23 protein-coding genes are annotated in these 21465 nt (G+C 72.1%); 15 read left to right on the forward strand and 8 right to left on the reverse strand.

All coding sequences use genetic code 11. From position 1 onward, the window contains the following. Positions 1–39: 39 nt before the first annotated feature. The 3 genes from B0I31_RS18020 to B0I31_RS18030 all read left to right on the forward strand — a co-directional run bounded on the left by B0I31_RS18020 (position 40) and on the right by B0I31_RS18030 (position 2980). A complete protein-coding gene (locus B0I31_RS18020; RefSeq protein WP_106616510.1) occupies positions 40–696 on the forward strand; it encodes a maleylpyruvate isomerase family mycothiol-dependent enzyme in 657 nt (218 codons plus the stop codon). A 17-nt stretch (positions 697–713) separates the two neighbouring features. Beyond that, complete coding sequence (locus B0I31_RS18025) at positions 714–1166, forward strand: DUF3180 domain-containing protein (protein ID WP_106616511.1); 453 nt, start codon at positions 714–716, stop codon at positions 1164–1166. 131 nt (positions 1167–1297) lie between these two features. Then, the gene (locus B0I31_RS18030; protein WP_106616512.1) at positions 1298–2980 is read left to right on the forward strand and encodes a DUF6779 domain-containing protein; all 1683 of its coding nucleotides are present in this window, start codon (positions 1298–1300) and stop codon (positions 2978–2980) included. Here the strand turns inward: B0I31_RS18030 and B0I31_RS18035 are convergent, their stop codons facing one another. The 5 genes from B0I31_RS18035 to B0I31_RS18055 form a co-directional block, all read right to left on the reverse strand. After that, complete coding sequence (locus B0I31_RS18035) at positions 2981–4045, reverse strand: NADH-quinone oxidoreductase subunit D (protein WP_106616513.1); 1065 nt, start codon at positions 4043–4045, stop codon at positions 2981–2983. It abuts the gene before it with no gap. A 36-nt stretch (positions 4046–4081) separates the two neighbouring features. Next, entirely contained in the window at positions 4082–4534 is a 453-nt protein-coding gene (locus B0I31_RS18040; protein WP_181320219.1) for a DUF1203 domain-containing protein, read from the reverse strand. A gap of 69 nt (positions 4535–4603) precedes the next feature. Then, entirely contained in the window at positions 4604–5761 is a 1158-nt protein-coding gene (locus B0I31_RS18045; protein ID WP_106616515.1) for an RNA polymerase sigma factor, read from the reverse strand. Beyond that, complete coding sequence (locus B0I31_RS18050) at positions 5758–6165, reverse strand: YciI family protein (RefSeq protein WP_106616516.1); 408 nt, start codon at positions 6163–6165, stop codon at positions 5758–5760. Before B0I31_RS18050 ends, B0I31_RS18045 begins: the two co-directional genes overlap by 4 nt. 118 nt (positions 6166–6283) lie before the next feature. Further along, positions 6284–6709, reverse strand: coding sequence for a MarR family winged helix-turn-helix transcriptional regulator (locus B0I31_RS18055; protein WP_106616594.1), 426 nt, complete (start codon positions 6707–6709; stop codon positions 6284–6286). Between the two features lie 64 nt (positions 6710–6773). Between B0I31_RS18055 and B0I31_RS18060 the strand changes: the two genes are divergently transcribed. Beyond that, entirely contained in the window at positions 6774–7097 is a 324-nt protein-coding gene (locus B0I31_RS18060; RefSeq protein ID WP_106616517.1) for a cupin domain-containing protein, read from the forward strand. Positions 7098–7124: 27 nt separating this feature from the next. On the opposite strand, the gene B0I31_RS18065 is transcribed toward B0I31_RS18060, so the two are convergent. Beyond that, positions 7125–8171, reverse strand: coding sequence for an SAM-dependent methyltransferase (locus B0I31_RS18065; protein ID WP_106616518.1), 1047 nt, complete (start codon positions 8169–8171; stop codon positions 7125–7127). A 30-nt stretch (positions 8172–8201) separates the two neighbouring features. Here B0I31_RS18065 and B0I31_RS18070 point away from each other — a divergent pair, with 30 nt between their 5' ends. The 5 genes from B0I31_RS18070 to B0I31_RS18090 all read left to right on the forward strand — a co-directional run bounded on the left by B0I31_RS18070 (position 8202) and on the right by B0I31_RS18090 (position 12562). Continuing rightward, positions 8202–9374 carry a PrsW family intramembrane metalloprotease gene (locus B0I31_RS18070; RefSeq protein WP_106616519.1) on the forward strand — a complete coding sequence of 391 codons (1173 nt, stop codon included), beginning with the start codon at positions 8202–8204 and terminating at the stop codon, positions 9372–9374. Between the two features lie 91 nt (positions 9375–9465). Next, the gene (locus B0I31_RS18075) at positions 9466–10356 is read left to right on the forward strand and encodes a Rossmann-like and DUF2520 domain-containing protein (RefSeq protein WP_106616520.1); all 891 of its coding nucleotides are present in this window, start codon (positions 9466–9468) and stop codon (positions 10354–10356) included. Then, the gene (gene panC, locus B0I31_RS18080) at positions 10353–11243 is read left to right on the forward strand and encodes a pantoate--beta-alanine ligase (RefSeq protein WP_106616521.1); all 891 of its coding nucleotides are present in this window, start codon (positions 10353–10355) and stop codon (positions 11241–11243) included. Before B0I31_RS18075 ends, panC begins: the two co-directional genes overlap by 4 nt. A 10-nt stretch (positions 11244–11253) precedes the next feature. Next, a complete protein-coding gene (gene panD / locus B0I31_RS18085; protein WP_106616522.1) occupies positions 11254–11748 on the forward strand; it encodes an aspartate 1-decarboxylase in 495 nt (164 codons plus the stop codon). 28 nt (positions 11749–11776) lie between these two features. Then, the gene (locus B0I31_RS18090; RefSeq protein WP_106616523.1) at positions 11777–12562 is read left to right on the forward strand and encodes a type III pantothenate kinase; all 786 of its coding nucleotides are present in this window, start codon (positions 11777–11779) and stop codon (positions 12560–12562) included. On the opposite strand, the gene B0I31_RS18095 is transcribed toward B0I31_RS18090, so the two are convergent. Then, a complete protein-coding gene (locus B0I31_RS18095; protein ID WP_245950017.1) occupies positions 12563–13318 on the reverse strand; it encodes a class I SAM-dependent methyltransferase in 756 nt (251 codons plus the stop codon). Positions 13319–13380: 62 nt separating this feature from the next. Between B0I31_RS18095 and lysS the strand changes: the two genes are divergently transcribed. The 5 genes from lysS (at position 13381) to B0I31_RS18120 (ending at position 18456) form a co-directional block, all read left to right on the forward strand. Then, complete coding sequence (gene lysS, locus B0I31_RS18100) at positions 13381–14892, forward strand: lysine--tRNA ligase (RefSeq protein ID WP_106616525.1); 1512 nt, start codon at positions 13381–13383, stop codon at positions 14890–14892. 114 nt (positions 14893–15006) lie between these two features. Further along, positions 15007–15354, forward strand: a complete 348-nt coding sequence (locus tag B0I31_RS18105) for a histone-like nucleoid-structuring protein Lsr2 (RefSeq protein WP_073886911.1) — start codon at positions 15007–15009, stop codon at positions 15352–15354. Positions 15355–15599: 245 nt separating this feature from the next. Continuing rightward, positions 15600–16607 carry a FecCD family ABC transporter permease gene (locus B0I31_RS18110; protein WP_245950019.1) on the forward strand — a complete coding sequence of 336 codons (1008 nt, stop codon included), beginning with the start codon at positions 15600–15602 and terminating at the stop codon, positions 16605–16607. Further along, positions 16604–17653 (forward strand): FecCD family ABC transporter permease, encoded by a 1050-nt coding sequence (locus B0I31_RS18115; protein ID WP_106616527.1) that lies wholly within the window; start codon positions 16604–16606, stop codon positions 17651–17653. Before B0I31_RS18110 ends, B0I31_RS18115 begins: the two co-directional genes overlap by 4 nt. After that, positions 17650–18456, forward strand: a complete 807-nt coding sequence (locus B0I31_RS18120) for an ABC transporter ATP-binding protein (RefSeq protein ID WP_106616528.1) — start codon at positions 17650–17652, stop codon at positions 18454–18456. The genes B0I31_RS18115 and B0I31_RS18120 overlap by 4 nt, the downstream gene beginning before the upstream one ends. 8 nt (positions 18457–18464) lie before the next feature. Here B0I31_RS18120 and B0I31_RS18125 read toward each other — a convergent pair whose 3' ends face one another. Continuing rightward, positions 18465–19265, reverse strand: a complete 801-nt coding sequence (locus tag B0I31_RS18125) for a (2Fe-2S)-binding protein (protein WP_106616529.1) — start codon at positions 19263–19265, stop codon at positions 18465–18467. 367 nt (positions 19266–19632) lie between these two features. Here B0I31_RS18125 and B0I31_RS18130 point away from each other — a divergent pair. Continuing rightward, on the forward strand, positions 19633–21465 hold a 1833-nt coding region (locus B0I31_RS18130; RefSeq protein WP_106616530.1), incomplete at its 3' end, for an ATP-dependent Clp protease ATP-binding subunit.

The following is a 21465-nucleotide window of genomic DNA, read 5'->3' on the forward strand; positions in this document are numbered from 1 at the left end:
GTCGTGGCGCGGGGTTAGCGTGGCCGCGGAGGTGGCGCGATGAGCAACGCGGTCACTTACGACGCCGCACGGCGGCGGATCATCAGCCTGGCCACCGGCGGCGACCCCGACGCGCCGGTCGACGCCTGCCCCGGGTGGACGGTCCGGGACGTGGTGGCGCACCTGGCGGGCGGACTCGACGACTGCACCGAGCAGCGGTTCGACGGTGTCGAGGACGGCTCGTGGGGCGAGCGGCACGTGAGCGACCGGCGCGGCCGGAGCCTGGGCGACCTGCTGGTCGAGTGGGAGCGGAACTTCCAGATCGCCGAAGGGCTGTTCGACTCGCCGATGGGCGCGGTGCTGGTCGCCGAGATCGTCTCGCACGAGCACGACATCCGCACCGCGCTGGGCCGGCCGGGCGAGCGGGACAACGTGGCGGTGCGGGCGGCGCTGACGCGGCCGTTGCAGGAACTGGACCAGCGGCTGCGGGCGCGGCACCTGCCCGCGTTGCGGATCACCCTGGAGCACGGTGACCGGGTCCTCGGCGAAGGCGAACCGGCGGGCACGCTGCGGACGTCGTCGTTCGAGCTGCTGCGCGTGCTGGGCGGGCGGCGCAACGACGACCAGGTGCGCGGGCTGGACTGGGACACCGCCCCCGGGCCGTGGCTGCCCGTGCTGTCGCTGTTCGGCAGGCGCGAGACCGCGCTGGCCGAGTAGTCGGGGACGATGGTGGCGTGAGGTTCACCAAGCCACGTGACCTGCTCGCCGCCGGACTCGTCGCGGGCCTGCTCGCGCACCTGCTGATCAGGCTCGCCTACGACACGCTGCCGCCGCTGCCCGCGTTCGCCGGTTTCACCCTGCTGGTGATCGCGGCGGTCAACCTGTACCTGGCGTTCTCGCTGCGCGCCCGCATCCTGCGCAAGCCCGGCGCGCGGCCCGTCGAGCCGCTCACCGCGGCACGGGCGGTGGCGTTCGCCAAGGCGTCGTCGTTGCTCGGCGCGATCATGGCCGGTGCGTGGGCGGGCGTGCTCGTGTACGTGCTGCCGGCTCGTGGTGAGTTCGAGGCGGCCGACAACGACACCGTCAGCGGGTTCGTCGGGGTCGCCTGCGCGGCCGTGCTCATCGGTGCCGCGTTGTGGCTGGAACGGTGCTGCAGGACACCCGACGAGCCGCACCTCGATCAATAGATACCGACGCGGAGGTCTCGATCGGATAACTGACCGGTACGGTAGACGCCATGACCGGGCGAGGCGCGTCGGAAGATGACGAGCAGCAAGATCACGGTCGTGGCTCTGGGCGACTACTGCTGGTAGCGGCATTGGCGCTCGCACTCGGTGCCGCGGCGGTGTTGGTGCTGAGCGACAACGCCCGCTGGCTGCGGCTCGCGGTGGTCGCCGCGCTGTGGGCAGCGCTGGTCGGCGCGTTCCTCGCGGCCCGCTACCGCAAGCAGATCGCCGAGCGCGAGGACGAGGTGGCCGACCTGCAGTCGGTCTACGAACTCGAGCTGGAACGCGAGATCGCCGCACGTCGCGAGTACGAGCTCGAGGTCGAGGCCGAGACCCGCAAGCGGGTGCAGGAGGAGGCCAAGGACGACCTGGAGGCGCTGCGCGGCGAGCTGCGCGCCCTGCGGGAGAACCTGGAGGCCCTGCTCGGCGGCGAGGTGCTGGTCGAGCGGGTGGCGCTGCGCGCCGAGTCGACCCGGATGCGCGCCCTGTCCGACCAGTCGCGGCTGATGGCGGTGGGTGACAAGCGGATCATCAACGCCGGGCCCGCCGTGCCGGTGGCGCCGAAGGCCGCGGACAAGCCGCAGGCCGACCGGACCGAGCTGATCGAGCGGGTCAACGTCGACACCTCGCGCAAGGACCAGGTTCGGCGTCCCGAACCGACGCGCCCCGAGCCCGCGCGGCGCGAGCAGGCCCAGCCGGTGCGCCGCGAGCCCGCCCGTGCGACGGCCCAGCCCCGCCCGACGCCGCCGGTGGTGGTGCGGCGGGAGCCCGCGAAGCCGGAGCAGACGGAACGGGTGAACCGGGAGGCGGCGGCGCGGTTGTCGCCGCCGGCGGCACCGGCCGGGCGGCCGGCCGAGCCGTCGAAGACCGAGCACACCGTGCAGCGGCGCAGCCGGGTGGCCGAGCGGACCGAGATGATCAGCCGGGAGGCGTTGGCGGAAGGCGCCGTGCGGCGGCCCGAGGGTGCGGGCGGCGCGGTGCGGCGGACGGGCGAGCAGCGGCCCGAGTCGACCGGCGAGCGCTCCGCGGACGTCCGCCGCCCGTCGACCGCCCGGGCGGAGCTGACCGGTGAGCACCGTCCGGTGGGTCCGGCGGGTGACTCCGGCCGGCGGACCGGCACGCGTCCCGACCCGGTGGCCGAGACCGGTCGGCGGACCGGCGCGCGGGCCGAGGCGACGGGTGAGCACCGGCCGGTGGGTCGTCCCGATCCGGTCGGCGAGGCACGTCGTCCGGTGACGCGGACCGAGTTGACCGGTGAGCACCGTTCGGCGGAGGCGCGTCGGCCCGCGGCCCGGGCCGACCTGACCGGTGAGCACCGGCCCGTGGGTCGACCCGATCCGGTCGAGGCACGTCGTCCGGTGACGCGGACCGAGCTGACCGGTGAGCACGTGCCGGTGGCGGAACCCGCGCGTCGGGTCCCGGCCGAGGACGAGGCGCGCCGGTCGCGCCGTGCCGCCGAGCTGACCGGTGGGCACCGCCCCGTGGGTGAGCCGGAGGCGATCGGCGGTCGTTCGGCGGATTCCGCGTCGGCGGCCGTGGTCCCGGACCCGGAGGGTCGTCGTCGGGCGGCCGAGCCCGCGGCCGAGACGGGTGGCCGTCGCCGGGCCGAAGAGCACTGGGACTCGTGGGAAGAGACTTCGAAGCCGTCCGGCAGGCGCAGCGCGCCCGAGCCGGAACCGGCCGGTGCCCACGCGGACGGCAAGTCGGTCAGCGAGCTGCTCGCCGCGTTCGGCGGCGGCGACTCACCGCGCCGCCGTCGCCGCCGCGAAGACTGACTACTTGTCGATGTCCCCGACGACGACGGCGAACGACCCCAACACCGCGGGCAGGTCGGCGACCTTCGTGCCGGGCAGCAACGCGGACAGGGCCTGGACGTTGTTGAACGACGGCGTGCGCAGCTTCAGCCGCCACGGCGTCTTCTCGCCGCGGGACGCGAGGTGCACGCCGGAGGTGCCCAGCGGCGCCTCGACCCACGTGTAGACCGACCCCTCGGGCGCCTTGATCGCCTTGGGCAGCCGCAGGTTCACCGGGCCGGTCGGCAGGTCGTCGAGGCACCGGTGGGCGAGCGCGACGGACTGGCGGACCTCGTCCACCAGGCAGCGGACGCGGGCCAGCGCGTCACCTTCGGCGCGCACGACGGGCCGCACGTCCAGGTTCCGGTAGCCGGGCAGCGGGTCGTCGCGGCGCAGGTCGAAGTCCACACCGGACGCCCGGCCGACCGGTCCCGTGACGCCGAACGCGAGCGCGGCGTCACGGCCGAGGACCCCGAGGCCCGCCAACCCCTCCGGCGCTTCACCGGGGTCCACAGTGGACAAGACCTCGCGCACCCGGTCGGTCCAGCCCGCGGGGACGTCCTCGCGCAGGCCGCCGATCCGGTTGAACATGAAGTGGATCCGGCCGCCGGACGCCTCCTCCAGCACGGCCTGCACCGCGTCGCGGTCGCGGGCGCCGGTGAGCGGCGCGAGGAACACCAGGTGCGCCATGATCCGGTTCAGCTCGCACAGCAGCACTCGCAACGCCTGGGCGCGGGGCGGGACGTCCATGCCGGTCATGCGTTCCACGGCCAGCGCGACGGCCAGCTCGTTGCAGAAGGCGGCCAGCCAGTCGTGCCGGTTGGCCAGGGTGAGGACCTGCCGGTAGTCGCGGACCTCGAACAGCTTCTCCGCGCCCCGGTGCAGGTGCCCGACCAGGGGCGCGGCGGCGGTGATGACCTCGTCGTCGCGGACGGTCAGCCGGAGCCGGTACGCGCCGTGCGCCGACGGGTGCAGGGGACCGAGGTCGACCACCCGGTCCACGCCCAGGTGGCGGGCACCGGCGCCCACGCCAACGGTGATCTCCACCCGGCCATCGTCGCACGGCCGCGCCGTCGTGCCGGGTCAGGCCCGGTCGCGGGTGATCGCGAACAGGAAGCAGCCGTGGGAGACGCTGCGGACCTGGACCTCGGCCACGTCCGGGTCGTCGAACAGGGCGTCGACCCGGTCGGTGAGGGTGTCCGGCGTGGCGATCTCACCGCCGTGGATGCGGCCTTCGGCGGTGTAGGCGCGCAGGGTCCGCGGCGCGTGGCGGAACGCTTCCGGGAACTCCGCGGTGGTCGCCGGCCCGGCGCACGGCTCGGCGTGCGCGAACACCGGTCCCAGCTCCTCGTACGGCCCGGTGCCCGCGGTGGGCGTGTGGCGGAACAGGATCACCGGCTCGCCGGGCCCGGCTTTGCGCAGGCAGCAGCGCAGCGGTGCACCGGGTGACTCGGGGTGCAGTTCGTGGTGCTCGTCCGTGCCGGCGAGCTTGCGGGCGCGGTCGAGCACGTCGTCCGGCAGCGCGTGGATTCTCATGCGCTCGACCTTCGTCCGCGGCGGGCGGTGCCGCCGGCGGTCTTCGGTCATCGGGTTCGCGGCGGGGTCTCAGCGCCGCAGGACGGCGTTGAGCCGGGCGGCCTGGCGGGTCAGGTGGGCGCGTTCGGCGAGGTTAAGTGCCCTGTCGGCCGCTTCGACGTACAGGCGTGCCGCGGTGGCCAGGTCTCCGTCGCGTTCGTGGAGGTGGGCCGCCACCGCGGTGTGGCGGGGCAGCGAGTCGTCCAGCCCGGCGAGCGCGGCCAGGCCGGCCCGCGGACCGTCCGCCTCGCCGACCGCCACCGCGCGGTTGAGCCGGACGACCGGGCTGTCGGTCAGGCGGATCAGTTCGTCGTACCACTCGACGATCTGCACCCAGTCGGTCTCATCGGCGGTGGGAGCGTCGGCGTGCAGCGCGGCGATCGCCGCCTGGGCCTGGAACTCGCCCAGCCGGTCACGGGCCAGGGCCGCCTGCAGGATCTCGACGCCCTCGGCGATCGACGCGGTGTCCCACAGGCCGCGGTCCTGCTCGGCGAGCGGGACCAGGCTGCCGTCCGGCTTGGTGCGGCCGGCGCGTCGGGCGTGGTGGAGCAGCATCAGGGCGAGCAGCCCGGCCACCTCCGGGTGGTCGATCGCGGCCGCGAGCTGCCGGGTGAGCCGGATGGCCTCGGCGGCGAGGTCGACGTCGCCGGAGTAGCCCTCGTTGAAGACCAGGTAGAGCACGCGCAGCACGGTGGCGACGTCGCCGGGCCGGCCCAGCCTCACCCCGGAGACGGTGCGCTTGGCGCGGCTGATGCGCTGCGCCATGGTCGTCTCCGGCACCAGGTAGGCCTGGGCGATCTGGCGGGTGGTGAGGCCGCCCACGGCGCGCAGCGTGAGCGCGACCGCGGACGACGGCGTCAGTGACGGGTGGGCGCACAGGAAGTAGAGCTGGAGCGTGTCGTCCGCCGCTTGCGCGGGCCCGGGCGGCGGCTCCTCGTCCAGCAGGTCCTCGCGCCGGCGGCGGGCGGCGTCGGACCGGGTCGCGTCGAGGAACCGGCGCCAGGCGACGGTGACCAGCCAGCCCTTCGGGTCGCGCGGCGGGTCGGCCGGCCAGACGCGGACCGCCTCGACCAGCGCGTCCTGCACGGCGTCCTCGGCCGCCGCGAAGTCTGCTCCGCGGCGGACGAGGATCCCGAGCACGTTCGGCGTGAGGCTCCGGAGCAGGGCCTCGTCGAGTGGGGAGGTCACTCGGTGATGGTGAGCTGCGTGGTCAGCAACGGGCGCAGCTCCAGCCACTCGTGGATCGGCTTCCCGCCCGCGCCGGGTGCCGCCGACAGCTCACCGGCCAGTTCGACGGCGCGCTCGTAGCTGTCGACGTCGATCATCATCCAGCCGGCGATGAGGTCCTTGGTCTCGGCGAACGGGCCGTCGGTGGCGGGCGGGCGACCCTCGCCGCCGTACTGGACGAACGTCCCCTGAGGGGCGAGCGCGCACTCGCCCACGAACTCGCCCGTCTCCACCAGCCGGTCCGCGAAGTCGCGCATGTACTGCACGTGGGCCGTGATCTCCTCGGGCGTCCACTGGTCCATCGGCACGTCGTTGACCGCCGCCGGGGCGCCGCGGTAGTGCTTGAGCAGCAGGTACTTGGCCATCGTGGTTCTCCTCGGTGCTGACGCGCCCCATTCTGGGCTCGTTCGCACCGGGGACGCAGCCGGTCGGCGGTTCTCGACATCGGTGGGCGAACTTCTCGCGGGTTTTTTGGTGGGCGGGCTACCAGACCGGGCGGATGCCGCCTTCGGAGTCGGCCAGGTAGGTCTCCAGGGCTTCGCGGACGACGGTGAGGCGTTCCGCGCCCACCGCGGCGGCGAACTCGTCCTCCAGTTCCGCCCAGAGGGCGTCGGCGAAGCGCAGGTAGGCCTGGCCCTTGCCGGTGAGGGTGAGCGCGTGGGCGCGGCGGTCGGTGGGGTGCGGTGTCCGGTGGACGTAGCCCCAGTCGACCAGTTCGGCCACGGTCTTGGTCGCGGCCTGCTTGGAGACGCCGAGGTGGGCGGCGAGGTCGACGGCGGTCGCCGAGGGTTGGGCGGCGAGGTAGCGGAAGACGAAGCCGTGTGCCGGGCGCAGCGGTTCGAGGTCGCGTTCGGCCAGCCGCTCGTGGAAGCGGTCGGTCATCACGCGGAACGTCCTGGCGAACAGCATCGACACGGGTGCCACGGTCGCCTAGTCTGCAACTAGACAACTGAGTTGACTAGTTTGGAGAGCGATGTTCGAGCGTCACGGCTTCGTGTTCCGGCCTCACGCCACCCCGTCCAAGGGCGGGAGCACGCAGATCGCCCTGTGGACCGTCGAGGTGCCGGCGGGTGCGGAGAGCGAGCGGCACCAGGTCGACAAGGAGGAGGTCTTCCACGTGCTGGAGGGCCGGGTGGTCGTCAACGACGTCGAGGCGGCCGCCGGCGACACCGTCGTCGTCCCGCCGCACGTGGAGTTCCAGCTGGTGGGTGGACCGGCCAAGGTCCTGGTCGCCACGTCGGTGGGTATCACGGGCCTGGTGAAGGACCAGCGGATCACGCCACCCTGGTCGTTGTAGGGGCGTCGCTCCAGGGGCGCGGAGGGCTCAGGGCTGCCACGGGGGCAGGGGCGGGAGCAGCGTCGAGACGGGCACGCCGACCCCGTGCAGCAGCCACCCGAACGCCCCGAGACCACCGCGGGCCCGCAACTCGGCAACGCGAGACGCCCGCTCGGCCGCCACCAACCACTCCAACCCGCCTCCCACCCCCGCGCCGGTGCCCGCGCCTGCCCGCGCGCCCCAGTTCGAGGCCGCGCCCGAGCCGGTATCTGCCCAGGCTTTCGGCGAGGTCGCCGGCTCTGCCGTGGTTGCCGGACCTGCCGTGGTCAGGTGGGGTGGGGGGAGTTCGCCGTTCAGGCCCAGTGCGGCCAAGGCGTCCCGCTGCGAGACCAGCACCCAGTCGCCGCCGGCGGCCTCGGCGCACGCGTCCAGCGCCACGTGCGCCGTCAGGTCGCAGCTCCCGTCGAACACCGGCTCCACCCGGCGCCCACCCCGGTACGCGGCGAACGTGCCCGCCGCGTACCGCCCCGCCACCCGGTCGGCCCGCACGTGCCCGTAGTCCACCGCCAACGCCGCACCGCGCGCCACCCGCGACACGGCCTCCGCCCACGCCGCATCCCGCGGCTCGCCGATCTCGGCCCGTTCACCTTCGCCCACCGGCCACCACCGGTCCAGCCAGGGGTCCGCGCACGGCCCCGTGACCAACGGGCACGGCACCGCGTCCAGCCACTCGTGCGCCACCAACAACCCGCACACCGACGACGGCAGCGTCGACCGCCACCTCACCCCCGGCACCGACCGCGCCGGCCCCACGTCCACCGCCGTCACCACCAGCCGCGCCGCCGGCGAGCCCGACGCCAGGGACCGCACCGCACCGGCCAGTTCGCCGCCACCCGCCCCCACGTCCACGAAATCCAGCCGCTCCGGCCGACCTAGGGCGAAATCCACCCGATCGAGCAGCACGAGCAGCGCTTCGGCCAGCTCAGGACCCACCAGCGGAGCAGTGCGGAAGTGGTCCGCGGGCACCTCACCACGCGTGAAGAACCCCGACGGCCCGTACAACGCCTCCCGCCACAGGGCTTCCGAGTCCACCATCGGTCAAGTGTCCCTTTAAGGTTTCTCCCCGTGACCACTCCCGCCCGCCAGCGAGTCGACCAGCAGCGCTGGACCGTCCTGCTCCCGGTTCTGGGGCTGATCGCGTTGGGCGTGTGCGGGCTGGTGCTGCTCGGCCTCGGCACCTCCCAGACCGGTCTGCTGCCGATCCTCGTCGGCGCGGTGGCCGCGCTGCTGCCCGTGCTCGCGGTGATCGGCGCCTACCTGTGGGTCGACCGCTGGGAGCCGGAGCCGGCCAAGATCCTCCTGCTGGCGTTCTTCTGGGGCGCGTGCGGCGCGACGATCACCTCGCTGGTGTTCAACCAGACCGCGCACGTGCTCGGCCAGCTCATCGACGGCGGTGACGGCAGCACGTTCGCCGCGGTGGTCGGCGCGCCGATCACCGAGGAGGCGGCGAAGGCGGCGTTCATCGTGGTGCTGTTCCTGCGCCGCCGGCACGAGTTCGACGGCGTCGTGGACGGCGTGGTGTACGCGGGCGTGACGGCCGCCGGCTTCGCGTTCACCGAGAACATCTGGTACTTCGCCCGGGTCTTCTCCGACAGCGGTTTCGGCGACCTGAGCAGCGGCGTGATCGCGTTGTTCATCCTGCGCGGCGTGCTCTCGCCGTTCGCGCACCCGCTGTTCACCTCGATGACCGGCATCGGGATCGGCATCGCCTCGGTGACCGCGAGCCGCCGGCTCAGGGTGGTCGCACCGGTCCTGGGTTACCTCGGCGCGGCCGGCCTGCACTCGCTGTGGAACTTCTCCACCACGGTCGGCACCGGCTCCACGTTCATCAACCTGTACTTCCTGATCATGGTGCCGATCTTCGCCGGCATGGTCGTCATGGTGGTCTGGCAGCGCCGCCGCGAGCAGCGGATCGTCGCGGGCCAGCTGCCCGCCATGGCCGCCAACAAGTGGATCGCCTCCAGCGAGGTCACCCTGCTGGCCAGCCTCCAGGGCCGCAGCCGCTGGCGGCGCACGGTCAAGCGCAAGGTCGGCGACGAGGCGGCCAAGGCGGTCGCGGGCTACCAGGTCGCCGCCACCGAACTGGCGTTCCTGCGGCACCGCATGGCGGGCGGCACGGCGGGCCACGACGCGGAAGAACGTCACGCCCAGTTGCTCACCGCGCTCATCGCCGCACGTCAGGCGGCCGTCGACGCGCCGGGTGCGCTGAAGGCCGCGGGTGGCGTTCGTCGCAGTTGACGGCCCAGGCCACCACACCGGATTACGCTCGCGGCCGTCGTCCGGTACCCGAGCATCGGGACTGGAACGCCGCGGTGAAGGAGTACGTCGCATGGACGCGACCCCCCGCCCCGCGCGGTTGGCCGTGGGAGTGATCTCGGCCGGCCGGGTGGGTTCGGTGCTGGGTGCCGCGCTGTCCCGGGCGGGACACGTCGTGAGCGCTGTCTCCGCCGTATCCCGTGACTCGCTGCGCCGCGCCGAAGAGCTGCTGCCGGACGTGCCCGTGCTGTCGCCGCCGGAGGTCGCCGCCTCCGCCGACCTGGTGCTGCTGGCCGTGCCGGACGACGAGCTGCCCGGCCTGGTCCGCGGCCTCGTCGCCACCGGTTCGCTGCGCGCCGGGCAGATCGTCGTGCACACCAGCGGCGCGCAGGGCGTGGCGGTGCTGCGACCCGCCGCCGAGCTCGGCGCGCTGTGCCTGGCCCTGCACCCCGTGATGACGTTCACCGGCCGGGTCGAGGACGTGCAGCGGGTGAACGCCTGCTCCGTCGGCGTCACGGCGGCCGACGACGACGAGATCGCCTGGCACGTCGGCGAGGCGCTGGTGGTCGAGATGTCCGCCGAACCGGTGCGCGTGCCCGAGGCCGCCCGCCCGCTCTACCACGCCGCCCTCGCGCACGGTGCGAACCACCTGATCACCCTGGTCGCCGACTGCGCCGACCTGCTGCGCGGCGCGGGCATCCACGACGCCGAGCGCATGCTCGGCCCGCTGCTGTCCGCCGCGCTGGACAACGCCCTGCGGCACGGCGACCGCGCCCTCACCGGCCCCGTCGCGCGCGGCGACGCGGGCACCGTGGCCAAGCACCTCGCGGTGCTCGCCGACACCGAATCGCTGCCCGCGTACCGGATCCTCGCGCTCCGCACCGCGGCGCGCGCCCAAGCGGCCGGGCTGCTCAAGCCCGAACTCGCGTCCGAAGTCCGCACCACCCTAGAGGGACAGGCATGACCAAGCCGCTCACCAAGGACGACTACACGCCCAACGACGTGACGGTGCACCGCGACCCGGAACGGCTGCGTCGCGTCACCAGGGCGTTGAAGGCGGCCGGTCGCAACATCGCCCTGGTGCCGACCATGGGCGCGCTGCACGAGGGCCACCGCAAGCTGATCCGCGAAGCGCAGGTCATGCAGAACACCGTGGTCGTCGTGTCCATCTTCGTGAACCCGACCCAGTTCGGCCCGAACGAGGACTTCGACCGCTACCCGCGCAGCTTCGACTCCGATGTGGACATCTGCCGCGAGGAGCGCGCGGGCCTGGTGTTCGCGCCGTCCGCGGACGACATGTACCTGCCCGGCAGCACGATCACCGTCGACCCGGGCCCGCTCGGCGACGAGCTGGAGGGCAGGACGAGGCCCGGCCACTTCACCGGCGTGCTCTCCGTGGTGGCGAAGCTGTTCAACATCGTGCAGCCGACGTACGCGGTGTTCGGCGAGAAGGACTACCAGCAGCTCACGCTGATCCACCGGATGGCGCGCGACCTGAACTTCCCGCTGGACGTGGTCGGCGTGCCGACCGTGCGCGAACCGGACGGCCTGGCGCTGTCCTCGCGCAACCGCTACCTGTCCGAGGAGGAGCGCTCGGCCGCGACCGCGCTGTCGGCCGCCCTGGTGGCCGGCGCGTACGTCAGCGGCCAGGGCCCGGACGCCGTGCTCAAGGCCGCGCACGACACGCTCGCCGCGGCGCCCGGCGTCGACCTCGACTACCTGGAGCTGCGCGCGCCCGACCTCGGTCCGGCGCCGGAGAACGGCGACGCCCGCCTGCTGGTGGCCGCCCGCGTCGGCTCCACCCGACTGATCGACAACGCCGCCGTGCTGCTCGGCACCGGTGACGAGTAAGGGGACCGCCATGTTCCGCACCATGCTCAAGTCGAAGATCCACCGGGCCACCGTCACCCAGGCCGACCTGCACTACGTCGGCTCGGTCACGGTGGACGAGGACCTGATGGAGGCCGCCGACCTGCTGGCGGGCGAGCAGGTCGCGATCGTGGACGTGACCAACGGCGCCCGCCTGGAGACCTACGTCATCCCCGGCGAGCGCGGCACCGGCGTGATCGGCATCAACGGCGCGGCGGCACACCTCGTCAAGCCGGGTGACCTGGTGATCCTCATCGCCTACGGGCAGATGGACGACGCCGAGGCGCGGGTGTACGAACCGAAGGTGGTCTTCGTCGACGCCGACAACAAGGTGGTCGAGCTCGGCGCGGACCCGGCGCACGCGCCCGAGGGTTCGGGCCTGGTGAACGGGTCCACGTCCGCTCAGATCCCGGCGCAGCCGGAGCCGGTGGCGGCGGAGACCGAGGACGCGGCGGCGCTGGACGCGTTGATCCAGGCCGAGGACTAGTAGGCCGAGAAACAGGGGGAGACCCGCAGTGCTGCTCGCCATCGACGTCGGCAACACCAACATCGTGCTGGGCCTGTACGACGGCACGGGTGACTCCGCCGCGCTGATCCGGGACTGGCGGATGCGCACCGACGCCCGGATGACCGCCGACGAGCTGGCGCTGACCATGCGCGGCCTGCTCGGCGAGTACGCCGACAAGATCACCGGCATCTCGGCGCTGTCCACCGTGCCCGCGGTGCTGCGCGAGCTGCGCGTGATGCTCGGCCGGTACTACTCCAGCGTGCCCAAGGTGCTGGTGGAGCCGGGCGTGCGCACCGGCGTGCCGCTGCTGGTGGACAACCCCAAGGAGGTCGGCTCCGACCGGGTGATCAACACGCTGGCCGCGCACCACCTGCACAGCACGGCGTGCGTCGTGGTCGACTTCGGCACGTCCACGAACCTCGACGTGATCTCGGCCAAGGGCGAGTTCCTCGGTGGCGCGCTGGCACCGGGCATCGAGATCTCCGTGGACGCGCTCGCCGCGCGTGCCGCCCAGCTGCGCAAGGTCGAACTGGTCCGTCCCCGGTCGGTCATCGGCAAGAACACCGTGGAGTGCCTGCAGTCCGGCATCGTCTACGGGTTCGTCGGCCAGGTGGACGGCCTGGTGCGCCGGATCGTGGACGAACTGCAGCTCAGCGAGCCCGGCCCGGTCACGGTCATCGCGACCGGCGGCCTCGCGCCCCTGGTGGTGGCCGAGTCGGCCACCATCCAGGCGCACGTGCCGGACCTGACGTTGTTGGGCCTGAGGCTGGTCTTCGAACGCAACATGAAGTAGTCAGACGCGTCGCAGGCGCTTCACGAAGACGGTCAGCGGGAGGTCGAACTCGCCGACGGCGGTTTCGGGGCGGGACTTGAGGAACGCGAGCAGCCGCGCGTTCAGCTCGGCCCGCTCCTCCTCCTGGATCACCAGCGCGTGCGAGTGCGTGTTGACCATCGCGACCAGCGACTCGGCGGTGCGCCGGTGCGCGTGCGGGAAGAGCCGCTTCACCGGGTCGGTGAAGCGCTCGTACTCGGTCAGCGGGTCGAACGCCAGGTCGTCCTGCTCGCTCACGCTGGACTGGGCCACCCGGACGAACTCGTCCACCCACGGCACCGAGTTGTCGTAGTCGTTCCACAACGCCGCCAGCACACCGCCCGGCCGCAGCACGCGCGCGATCTCGGGCAGCGCGCGCACCGGGTCGAACCAGTGGAACGCCTGGCCGACCACGACGGCGTCCACCGTGCCGTCCGGGAGGGGGATCCGCTCCGCGGTGCCGGGCAACGCGCGCGCCGCGCCGTGGTGGCGCACGAGTTCCGACAGCATCGCCTCGTCGGGCTCGACCGCCGTCACGTGGTGCCCCTCGGCGAGCAGGCCGCCGGTCAGCTTGCCCGTGCCCGCGGCGAGGTCGAGCACCTGGTGCGGTCCTTCGCCCAGTGGCTCCAGGATCCAGCGGATGGCCTCGGCCGGGTAGTCCGGTCGGTGTTCCGCGTACGCCGCGGCGCGCGCTCCGAAGGAGTTCGCCCGCCGGGCCCGCAAGTCGTCTCCGGTCACCACCCAGAGCCTAGTGAGATCCGGTTCGATTTCCCGAGCGGTCTTTCCGTACTCTTCGTCCTGTGAGTGAGCAGCCAGCGACCGGTTCCGCGACCAGCGACGACGATCTCCCCGAGCAGCTGAGGGTGCGCCGGGAGAAGCGGGCGCGACTGCTGGAACGCGGTGTCGATCCGTATCCGGTCGAAGTACCACGCACCCACACGTTGCGCGAGGTGCGCGAAGCGCATCAGGACCTGGAACCGGACACGTCGACCGGTGATGTGGTCGGTGTGACGGGCCGGGTCATGTTCATCCGCAACACCGGCAAGTTGTGCTTCGCGACGCTGCGCGAGGGCGACGGCACCGAACTGCAGGCGATGCTCAGCCTGAACGGCGTCGGCGAGCAGGCGCTCGCCGAATGGAAGTCCGATGTCGACTTGGGCGACCACGTATTCGTGCACGGCGAGGTCATCACGTCCCGCCGCGGCGAACTGTCGGTGATGGCGGACCGGTGGCAGATGGCGGCGAAGGCGTTGCGCCCGTTGCCGGTCGCGCACAAGGAACTCGCCGAGGAAACCCGCATTCGCCAGCGGTACGTGGATCTGATCCTGCGCGAGCAGGCCCGCAACACGGTTCGCAACCGGGCCGCGGTGGTGCGGTCGTTGCGGGAGTCGTTCCACCGGCGCGGTTTCGTCGAAGTCGAGACCCCGATGTTGCAGACGTTGCAGGGCGGTGCGAGCGCCCGGCCGTTCGTGACCCGGTCGAACGCGCTCGACATCGACCTGTTCCTGCGGATCGCACCGGAGCTGTACCTGAAGCGGTGCGTGGTCGGCGGTATCGAGAAGGTCTTCGAGATCAACCGCAACTTCCGCAACGAGGGCATGGACTCGTCGCATTCGCCCGAGTTCTCCATGCTGGAGTACTACGAGGCGTACGCCACCTACGACACGAACGCGGTGCTGACCCGCGAGCTGGTGCAGGAAGCCGCGATGGCGGTGGCCGGTTCGCACGTGGTGACGCTGGCCGACGGTTCCGAGTACGACCTCGGCGGCGAGTGGACCACGTTGAGCATGTACGAGTCGTTGTCCGAAGCGGCGGGCGAAGAAGTCACGCCCGAAACTTCTTCGGAGCGGTTGCGCGAGCTCGCCGACAAGCACGGCCTGGAGACCGACCCGAAGCTCGGTCACGGCAAGCTGGTCGAGGAGCTGTGGGAGCACCTGGTCGGCGACTCCTTGCACGCGCCCACGTTTGTGCGTGATTTCCCGGTGGAGACCTCGCCGCTCACCCGTCAGCACCGCAGCCGGCCGGGCGTCGCCGAAAAGTGGGACCTCTACGTGCGCGGTTTCGAGTTGGCCACGGGATACTCCGAACTGGTGGACCCCGTGGTCGAGCGGGAGCGGTTGGAAGCCCAGGCCCGGCTTGGCGCGACCGGTGACGTCGAGGCCATGCCGGTCGACGAAGACTTTCTGCGATCACTGGAGTACGGAATGCCACCGTCCGGTGGTGTGGGAATGGGCATCGACCGGCTGCTGATGGCGCTCACCGGTCTCGGTATCCGGGAGACGATCCTGTTCCCCCTCGTGCGCCCGGAATGAGTAACTTCTCGGACTCCAGGCGGCGCATTCCTCCAGTTGTGCGCTAACCTGCACTCGCCAATGCTTTAGGTCGCGGTCGGGGAACACCGCGCATTCGAGTCCAGGAGGATACGCATGGCGCAGAAGGTCACCGTGACCCTGGTCGATGACCTGGACGGTGGGAAGGCCGAGGAGACGGTCGGCTTCGGATTGGACGGTGTGTCCTACGAGATCGACCTTTCTGCGGACAATGCGTCCAGGCTCCGCGACGCTCTCGCCGACTTCGTCGCCAGCGCCCGCAAGGCGGGTGGCCGCAAGCGCGGCCCGGGTCGTCCGGCCGGTGTGAAGGCGGCTCGTCCGGCTTCGGCGGATCGCGAGCAGAACCAGGCGATTCGGGAGTGGGCCCGCAAGCAGGGCATGAAGGTGTCCGATCGAGGCCGCATCCCGGCCGAGGTGCTGGAGGCTTACCACCAGCAGGGCTGACGCCAGTTGTGGACGTGGCGCAGGCCACGGCAATTACGTCGATCGACGAAGGGGCGCCGGATTCTCCGGTGCCCCTTCGATCGTTTTCCGCCGCGTTGTGCGGTGTTGTGAAGATCCATTCCGTGAACCGTCGCGCGATCGCGCGCCCAGGTGATCTTCGACTCGTCCGTTCGGCGGCACGCAGCGTGCTCGGCGGTGCTCGGACTGTGTTCGGTTAGGCTTACCTCACCGAAGGTCTGGTCGCCGTGGGAGGAGCAGGAGCGTTGGCCCTCCGCAGCACCCGCCTGGCCCTGCTCGTCGGACTCCTCGGCCTGGTCGCGCTCGCCAGCGTGGCCATCGGCGCGAAGGACATCCCGCTCGCCGACGTCTGGCACGCGCTGACCGCGCCGACCGGGCTGGAGAACGACCTGGTGGTCCGCGAGCTGCGGGTGCCGCGCACGGTGCTCGGCATCGCGGTCGGCGTGGCGCTGGGCGTCGGCGGCGCGCTGATGCAGGGCCACACCCGAAACCCGCTGGCCGACCCGGGCATCCTCGGCGTCACGCAGGGCGCCGCGTTCGCGGTCGTGCTGTCGATCTTCACGTTGGGCGTGAGCAGCCTCTACGGGTACGTGTGGTTCGCGTTCGCGGGCGCGCTCATGGCCAGCGTCGTGGTGTTCCTGCTGGGGTCCGGGCGCAATGGGCCGACACCGGTCACGCTGGCGCTGGCGGGTGCGGCGGTCAGCGCCCTCATGCACGGCCTGGTGTCCGCGCTGGTGCTGCTGGACCGGCAGAGCCTCGACGCGTTCCGGTTCTGGCAGGTCGGTGCGATCGCCGGGCGCGACCTCGACCTGCTGTGGCAGGTGCTGCCGTTCCTGGTGCTCGGGCTGGTGCTGGCGGGTGTGAACGCGTCCGGGCTGAACGCGCTGGCGCTCGGTGACGACGTGGCCCGCTCGCTCGGGCAGCGGGTGGCGGTGACCAGGGTCGTCGGGGTGGTCGCGACGACGTTGCTGGTGGGTGGCGCGGTCGCGGTGTGCGGGCCGATCGGGTTCCTGGGGCTGGTCGTGCCGCACGCGGCGCGGGCGCTGACCGGGCCGGACCACCGGTGGCTGCTGCCGTTCGCCGGGGTGATCGGTGCGATCGTGCTGCTGGTCGCGGACGTCGTCGGCCGGGTGGTCACCAGGCCGGGTGAGCTGGAGGTCGGGGTCGTGCTGGCCCTGGTCGGCGCGCCGTTCTTCATCGCCCTGGTGCGGCGGCGGAAGCTGGTGCGGCTGTGAAGGGCTTCCGCGTCGGGCCTGTGTCGGGTCCGCTGCGGTGGCGGCCGTTCACCGTGGTGGTGGTCGGGTTGGGGCTGGTGGTGCTCGCGGGCGCGGTGAGCGTGGCCCGCGGTGACTTCCCGATCCCGCTCGGGCAGGTGTTCGACGTGCTGCTGGGCGGCGGGCAGCGCGGGCAGCGGTTCATCGTGCTCGACCTGCGCCTGCCGCGGGCGTTGACCGGGGTGCTGGTCGGCGCGGCGCTCGGCGTGGCCGGTGCGGTGTTCCAGTCGATCGCGCGCAACCCGCTGGCCGGCCCCGACGTCCTCGGGGTCACGTGGGGTGCGGGCGCCGGCGCGGTCACCGTGATCACGTTCGCCGGGTCGCTGGGCGTGGTCGGCGGGACGACGGCGGCGGTCGGCGTGCCGTTGGCGGCGCTGGGCGGTGGGCTGGTGGCCGGGCTGCTGGTCTACGGGCTGGCGTGGCGGCGGGGGATCGAGGGTTTCCGGCTGGTGCTCGTCGGCGTCGGCATCACGGCGGTGACCGGCAACTTCACCCACTACCTGCTGACGGTCGGCGACGTGACCGACGCGGCGCGGGTGATGGTGTGGATCACCGGCAGCCTCAACGGGCGCGGGTGGGAGCACGTCGTGCCGGTCGGGCTGGCGCTGGCGGTGCTGATCCCGGCGGCCCTGGTCGGCACCCGGCTGCTGGGCGCGCTGCAGTTCGACGACGACACCGTGCGCGGGCTGGGCGTGCGGCTCAACGGCGCGCGGACGGTGATGCTGCTGCTTGCCGTCGTGCTGGCGGCCGTGGCCACCGCGTCGGCCGGGCCGGTGGCGTTCGTGGCGCTGGCGTCACCGCAGATCGCGCTGCGGCTGGCCGGTACCGCCACACCGCCGCTGCTCGGGTCGGCCGTGGTCGGCGGGCTGCTCGTGGTGGTGTCGGACCTGGTCGCGCGGCTGGCGTTCGGCGGGTTCGAGCTGCCGGTGGGCGTGGTGACCGCCGTGCTCGGGGCTCCGTACCTGATGTACCTGCTCGTCCGCAGTCGCCGGGAGGCACGGGTATGACCGCAGTTCGGTTGCAGGCTCAGGCGCTGTCGGTCGGGTACGGGGAGCGGCTGGTGGTGTCCGGGCTGGACCTGGACGTGCTGTCCGGTTCGGTGACGGCGGTGATCGGGCCCAACGGGTGCGGCAAGTCGACGCTGCTGCGCGCCCTGGGCCGGTTGCTGCCCGCGCGTTCGGGTGCGGTCGTGCTGGACGGCAAGCGGATCGACCGGACGCCGACCCGTGAGGTGGCGAAGGTGCTGGCGATGCTGCCGCAGTCGCCGCAGGCACCCGAAGGGCTGACCGTGGCCGAGCTGGTGGCGCGCGGGCGGCACCCGCACCAGGCGTGGTACCGGCAGTGGTCGCCGGAGGACGAGGCGGCAGTGGCGTCCGCGCTGGAGATGACCGGCATGGCGGAGCTGGCCGAGCGGACCGTGGACGAGCTGTCCGGCGGCCAGCGGCAGCGGGCGTGGATCTCGATGGCGCTGGCCCAGGGCACGGACCTGCTGCTGCTGGACGAGCCGACGACCTACCTGGACCTGGCGCACCAGGTCGACGTGCTGGACCTCGTGCAGCGGCTGCACCGGGACTTCAGCCGGACCGTGGTGATGGTGCTGCACGACCTGAACCTGGCCGCCCGCTACGCCGACCGCCTGGTCGCGATGAAGGACGGCCGGATCGTGGTGGCCGGCCCTCCGTCCGACGTGCTGACCGAGCCGAACCTGCTGGCCGTCTTCGACCTGGACGCCCGCGTCGTCCCCGACCCGGTCACGTCCACCCCCCTGGTCATCCCCATCGGCCATCGCCATCGCACCCGCGAGCCCTGAACCGCGGGTCAGCAGACGCGGGGGCAGGTGGTGCAGGCTTCGGCGTTCGGCAGGACGAAGTGGAAGCAGCAGCTCTCGCGGCGGCGGGTCCAGCCGGTCCCGGTGGCCCGCAGGGTCGACGCCGAGGTGAACGGGTCGAGCTTGGCCGGCAGCAGCAGCGCCGAGTCCATCACGCCCGCGGTCTCGTCGCCGCACAGCTGGCCGACCGTCCACGCCGCGCTGTCCAGCGCGTCCGTGGCCGCCGCCCACAGCATCCGCCGCCCCAACCGCACGGTCGGCCCGAACGCGCCCACGAACTGCGCGCTGTGCGCCGCGAACCGGGCCCTCAGCAACGCCGCCAGCGCCGTCTCGTCGGCCACTGCGGTCGCCGCCGGGTGGCCTGCCTCCGGGTCGTCCGGCAGGCACGCGAACTCGTCGGCCAGCAGCGCCACGCCGACCACGTGCGGCCTGCCTTCAGCCGCCACCTTGACGGCCACGTCGGCGGGCCGCAGCGACGGCACCCGCCGCTCGGTGTGGAACAGCAGCCCGCCCAGCACGCCGACGACGTTGAGGTACCAGCTCATGACGTACCCGGCGGTGGTGCGGTCGGGCGCCTCGCCGTACTGCTCGCGCAGCCACTCCGCCAGCGCCTTGCGCCACCCGTCGAACCGCTCCGGCTCGCCCAGGAACTCCGAGCACAGCACCCAGTCGCCGCGCGTGTCCGGCAGCCCGAACCGCACCTCGAAGCCCTCGTACAGCGACACCCGCCCCAACGAGCGCGCGACGGGCGTCGTCACGTCGCACGCGGTCGTGCGCACCGGTACGGTCATGGCCAGAAGGTCCTCGTCGGTTCGAGATCGGCCGGGTGGGTTCGGTGGAGCGGTGGTTGAGGCTTGCCTAACCTTACCGAGGTTCACCTAACTCGCACGGCGGTGGTGACACCGGTCACCCCGGTTGTCGCCGAACGGTTGAATGTTCGCGCTCAGCGGACAACCGCCGTTCCGTGGAATCCCGCTGGCAGATCACGCGTTGGTACCGGTGTCAGAGATCCCCGAAGACCGCTGCCTGCGATCGGGAACTGAGAGTGTCGGGACTGACGACTACAGTGGTCCCACGGTGCCGCGCTCTCCACGGTCAGCCAGACGGTCAGCCAGTGGTGAGCCCGAGGACCGCCGGCGCAGCAGTCAGGGAGTGCGAATGTTCGAAAGGTTCACCGACCGCGCGAGGCGGGTGGTTGTCCTGGCCCAAGAAGAGGCCCGGATGCTCAACCACAACTACATCGGCACCGAGCACATCCTCCTGGGGTTGATCCACGAGGGTGAAGGTGTCGCCGCCAAGGCGCTGGAGTCGTTGGGGATCGCGCTGGAGGGCGTCCGCCAGCAGGTCGAAGAGATCATCGGCCAGGGTCAGCAGGCCCCATCCGGCCACATCCCCTTCACCCCGCGCGCCAAGAAGGTGCTCGAGCTGTCACTGCGCGAAGCGCTGCAGCTCGGACACAACTACATCGGCACGGAGCACATCCTGCTCGGCCTGATCCGCGAGGGCGAAGGCGTCGCCGCGCAGGTGCTGGTCAAGCTGGGTGCGGACCTCAACCGGGTGCGCCAGCAGGTTCTCCAGCTCCTGTCCGGCTACTCCGGCGGCAAGGAGCCGGCCGAGTCGGGTGGCCGCGGTGAGGGCACCCCGTCCTCGTCCCTGGTCCTCGACCAGTTCGGGCGCAACCTGACCGCCAGCGCGCGGGAGGGCAAGCTCGACCCGGTGATCGGGCGCACCAAGGAGATCGAGCGGGTCATGCAGGTGCTGTCCCGCCGCACCAAGAACAACCCGGTCCTGATCGGCGAGCCCGGTGTGGGCAAGACCGCCGTGGTGGAGGGCTTGGCCCAGATGGTGGTCAAGGGCGAGGTGCCCGAGACGCTGAAGGACAAGCAGCTCTACACGCTGGACCTGGGTTCGCTGGTGGCGGGCTCGCGCTACCGCGGTGACTTTGAAGAGCGCCTGAAGAAGGTGCTCAAGGAGATCCGCACGCGCGGCGACATCATCCTGTTCATCGACGAGATCCACACCCTGGTGGGCGCCGGCGCGGCCGAGGGCGCGATCGACGCCGCGTCGATCCTCAAGCCCATGCTGGCCCGCGGCGAGCTGCAGACCATCGGCGCGACCACCCTCGACGAGTACCGCAAGTACGTCGAGAAGGACCCCGCCCTGGAGCGCCGGTTCCAGCCGATCCAGGTCGGCGAGCCGTCGCTGGAGCACACGATCGAGATCCTCAAGGGTCTGCGTGACCGGTACGAGGCGCACCACCGCGTCTCGATCACCGACTCCGCGCTGGTCGCGGCCGCCACCCTGGCCGACCGGTACATCAACGACCGGTTCCTGCCGGACAAGGCGATCGACCTGATCGACGAGGCGGGCGCGCGGATGCGCATCCGCCGGATGACCGCGCCGCCGGACCTGCGCGAGTTCGACGAGAAGATCGCCGACGTGCGCCGGGACAAGGAGTCCGCGATCGACGCGCAGGACTTCGAGCGCGCCGCCAAGCTCCGCGACCAGGAGAAGACGCTGCTCGGCCAGAAGGCCGAGCGGGAGAAGCAGTGGAAGGACGGCGACCTCGACGTCGTCGCCGAGGTGGACGACGAGCAGATCGCCGAGGTGCTGGCGAACTGGACCGGCATCCCCGTGTTCAAGCTCACCGAGGAGGAGACCACGCGTCTGCTCCGCATGGAGGACGAGCTGCACAAGCGGATCATCGGCCAGGTCGACGCCGTCAAGGCGGTCAGCCAGGCGATCCGCCGCACCCGGGCGGGTCTGAAGGACCCGAAGCGCCCCTCGGGCTCGTTCATCTTCGCCGGCCCGTCCGGTGTGGGTAAGACCGAGCTGTCGAAGGCGCTGGCGAACTTCCTGTTCGGCGAGGACGACGCCCTGATCCAGATCGACATGGGCGAGTTCCACGACCGGTACACGGCGTCGCGCCTGTTCGGTGCCCCTCCCGGCTACGTCGGCTACGAAGAGGGCGGCCAGCTCACCGAGAAGGTG

The organism is Saccharothrix carnea, from assembly GCF_003014735.1.
Lineage (GTDB): Bacteria > Actinomycetota > Actinomycetes > Mycobacteriales > Pseudonocardiaceae > Actinosynnema > Actinosynnema carneum.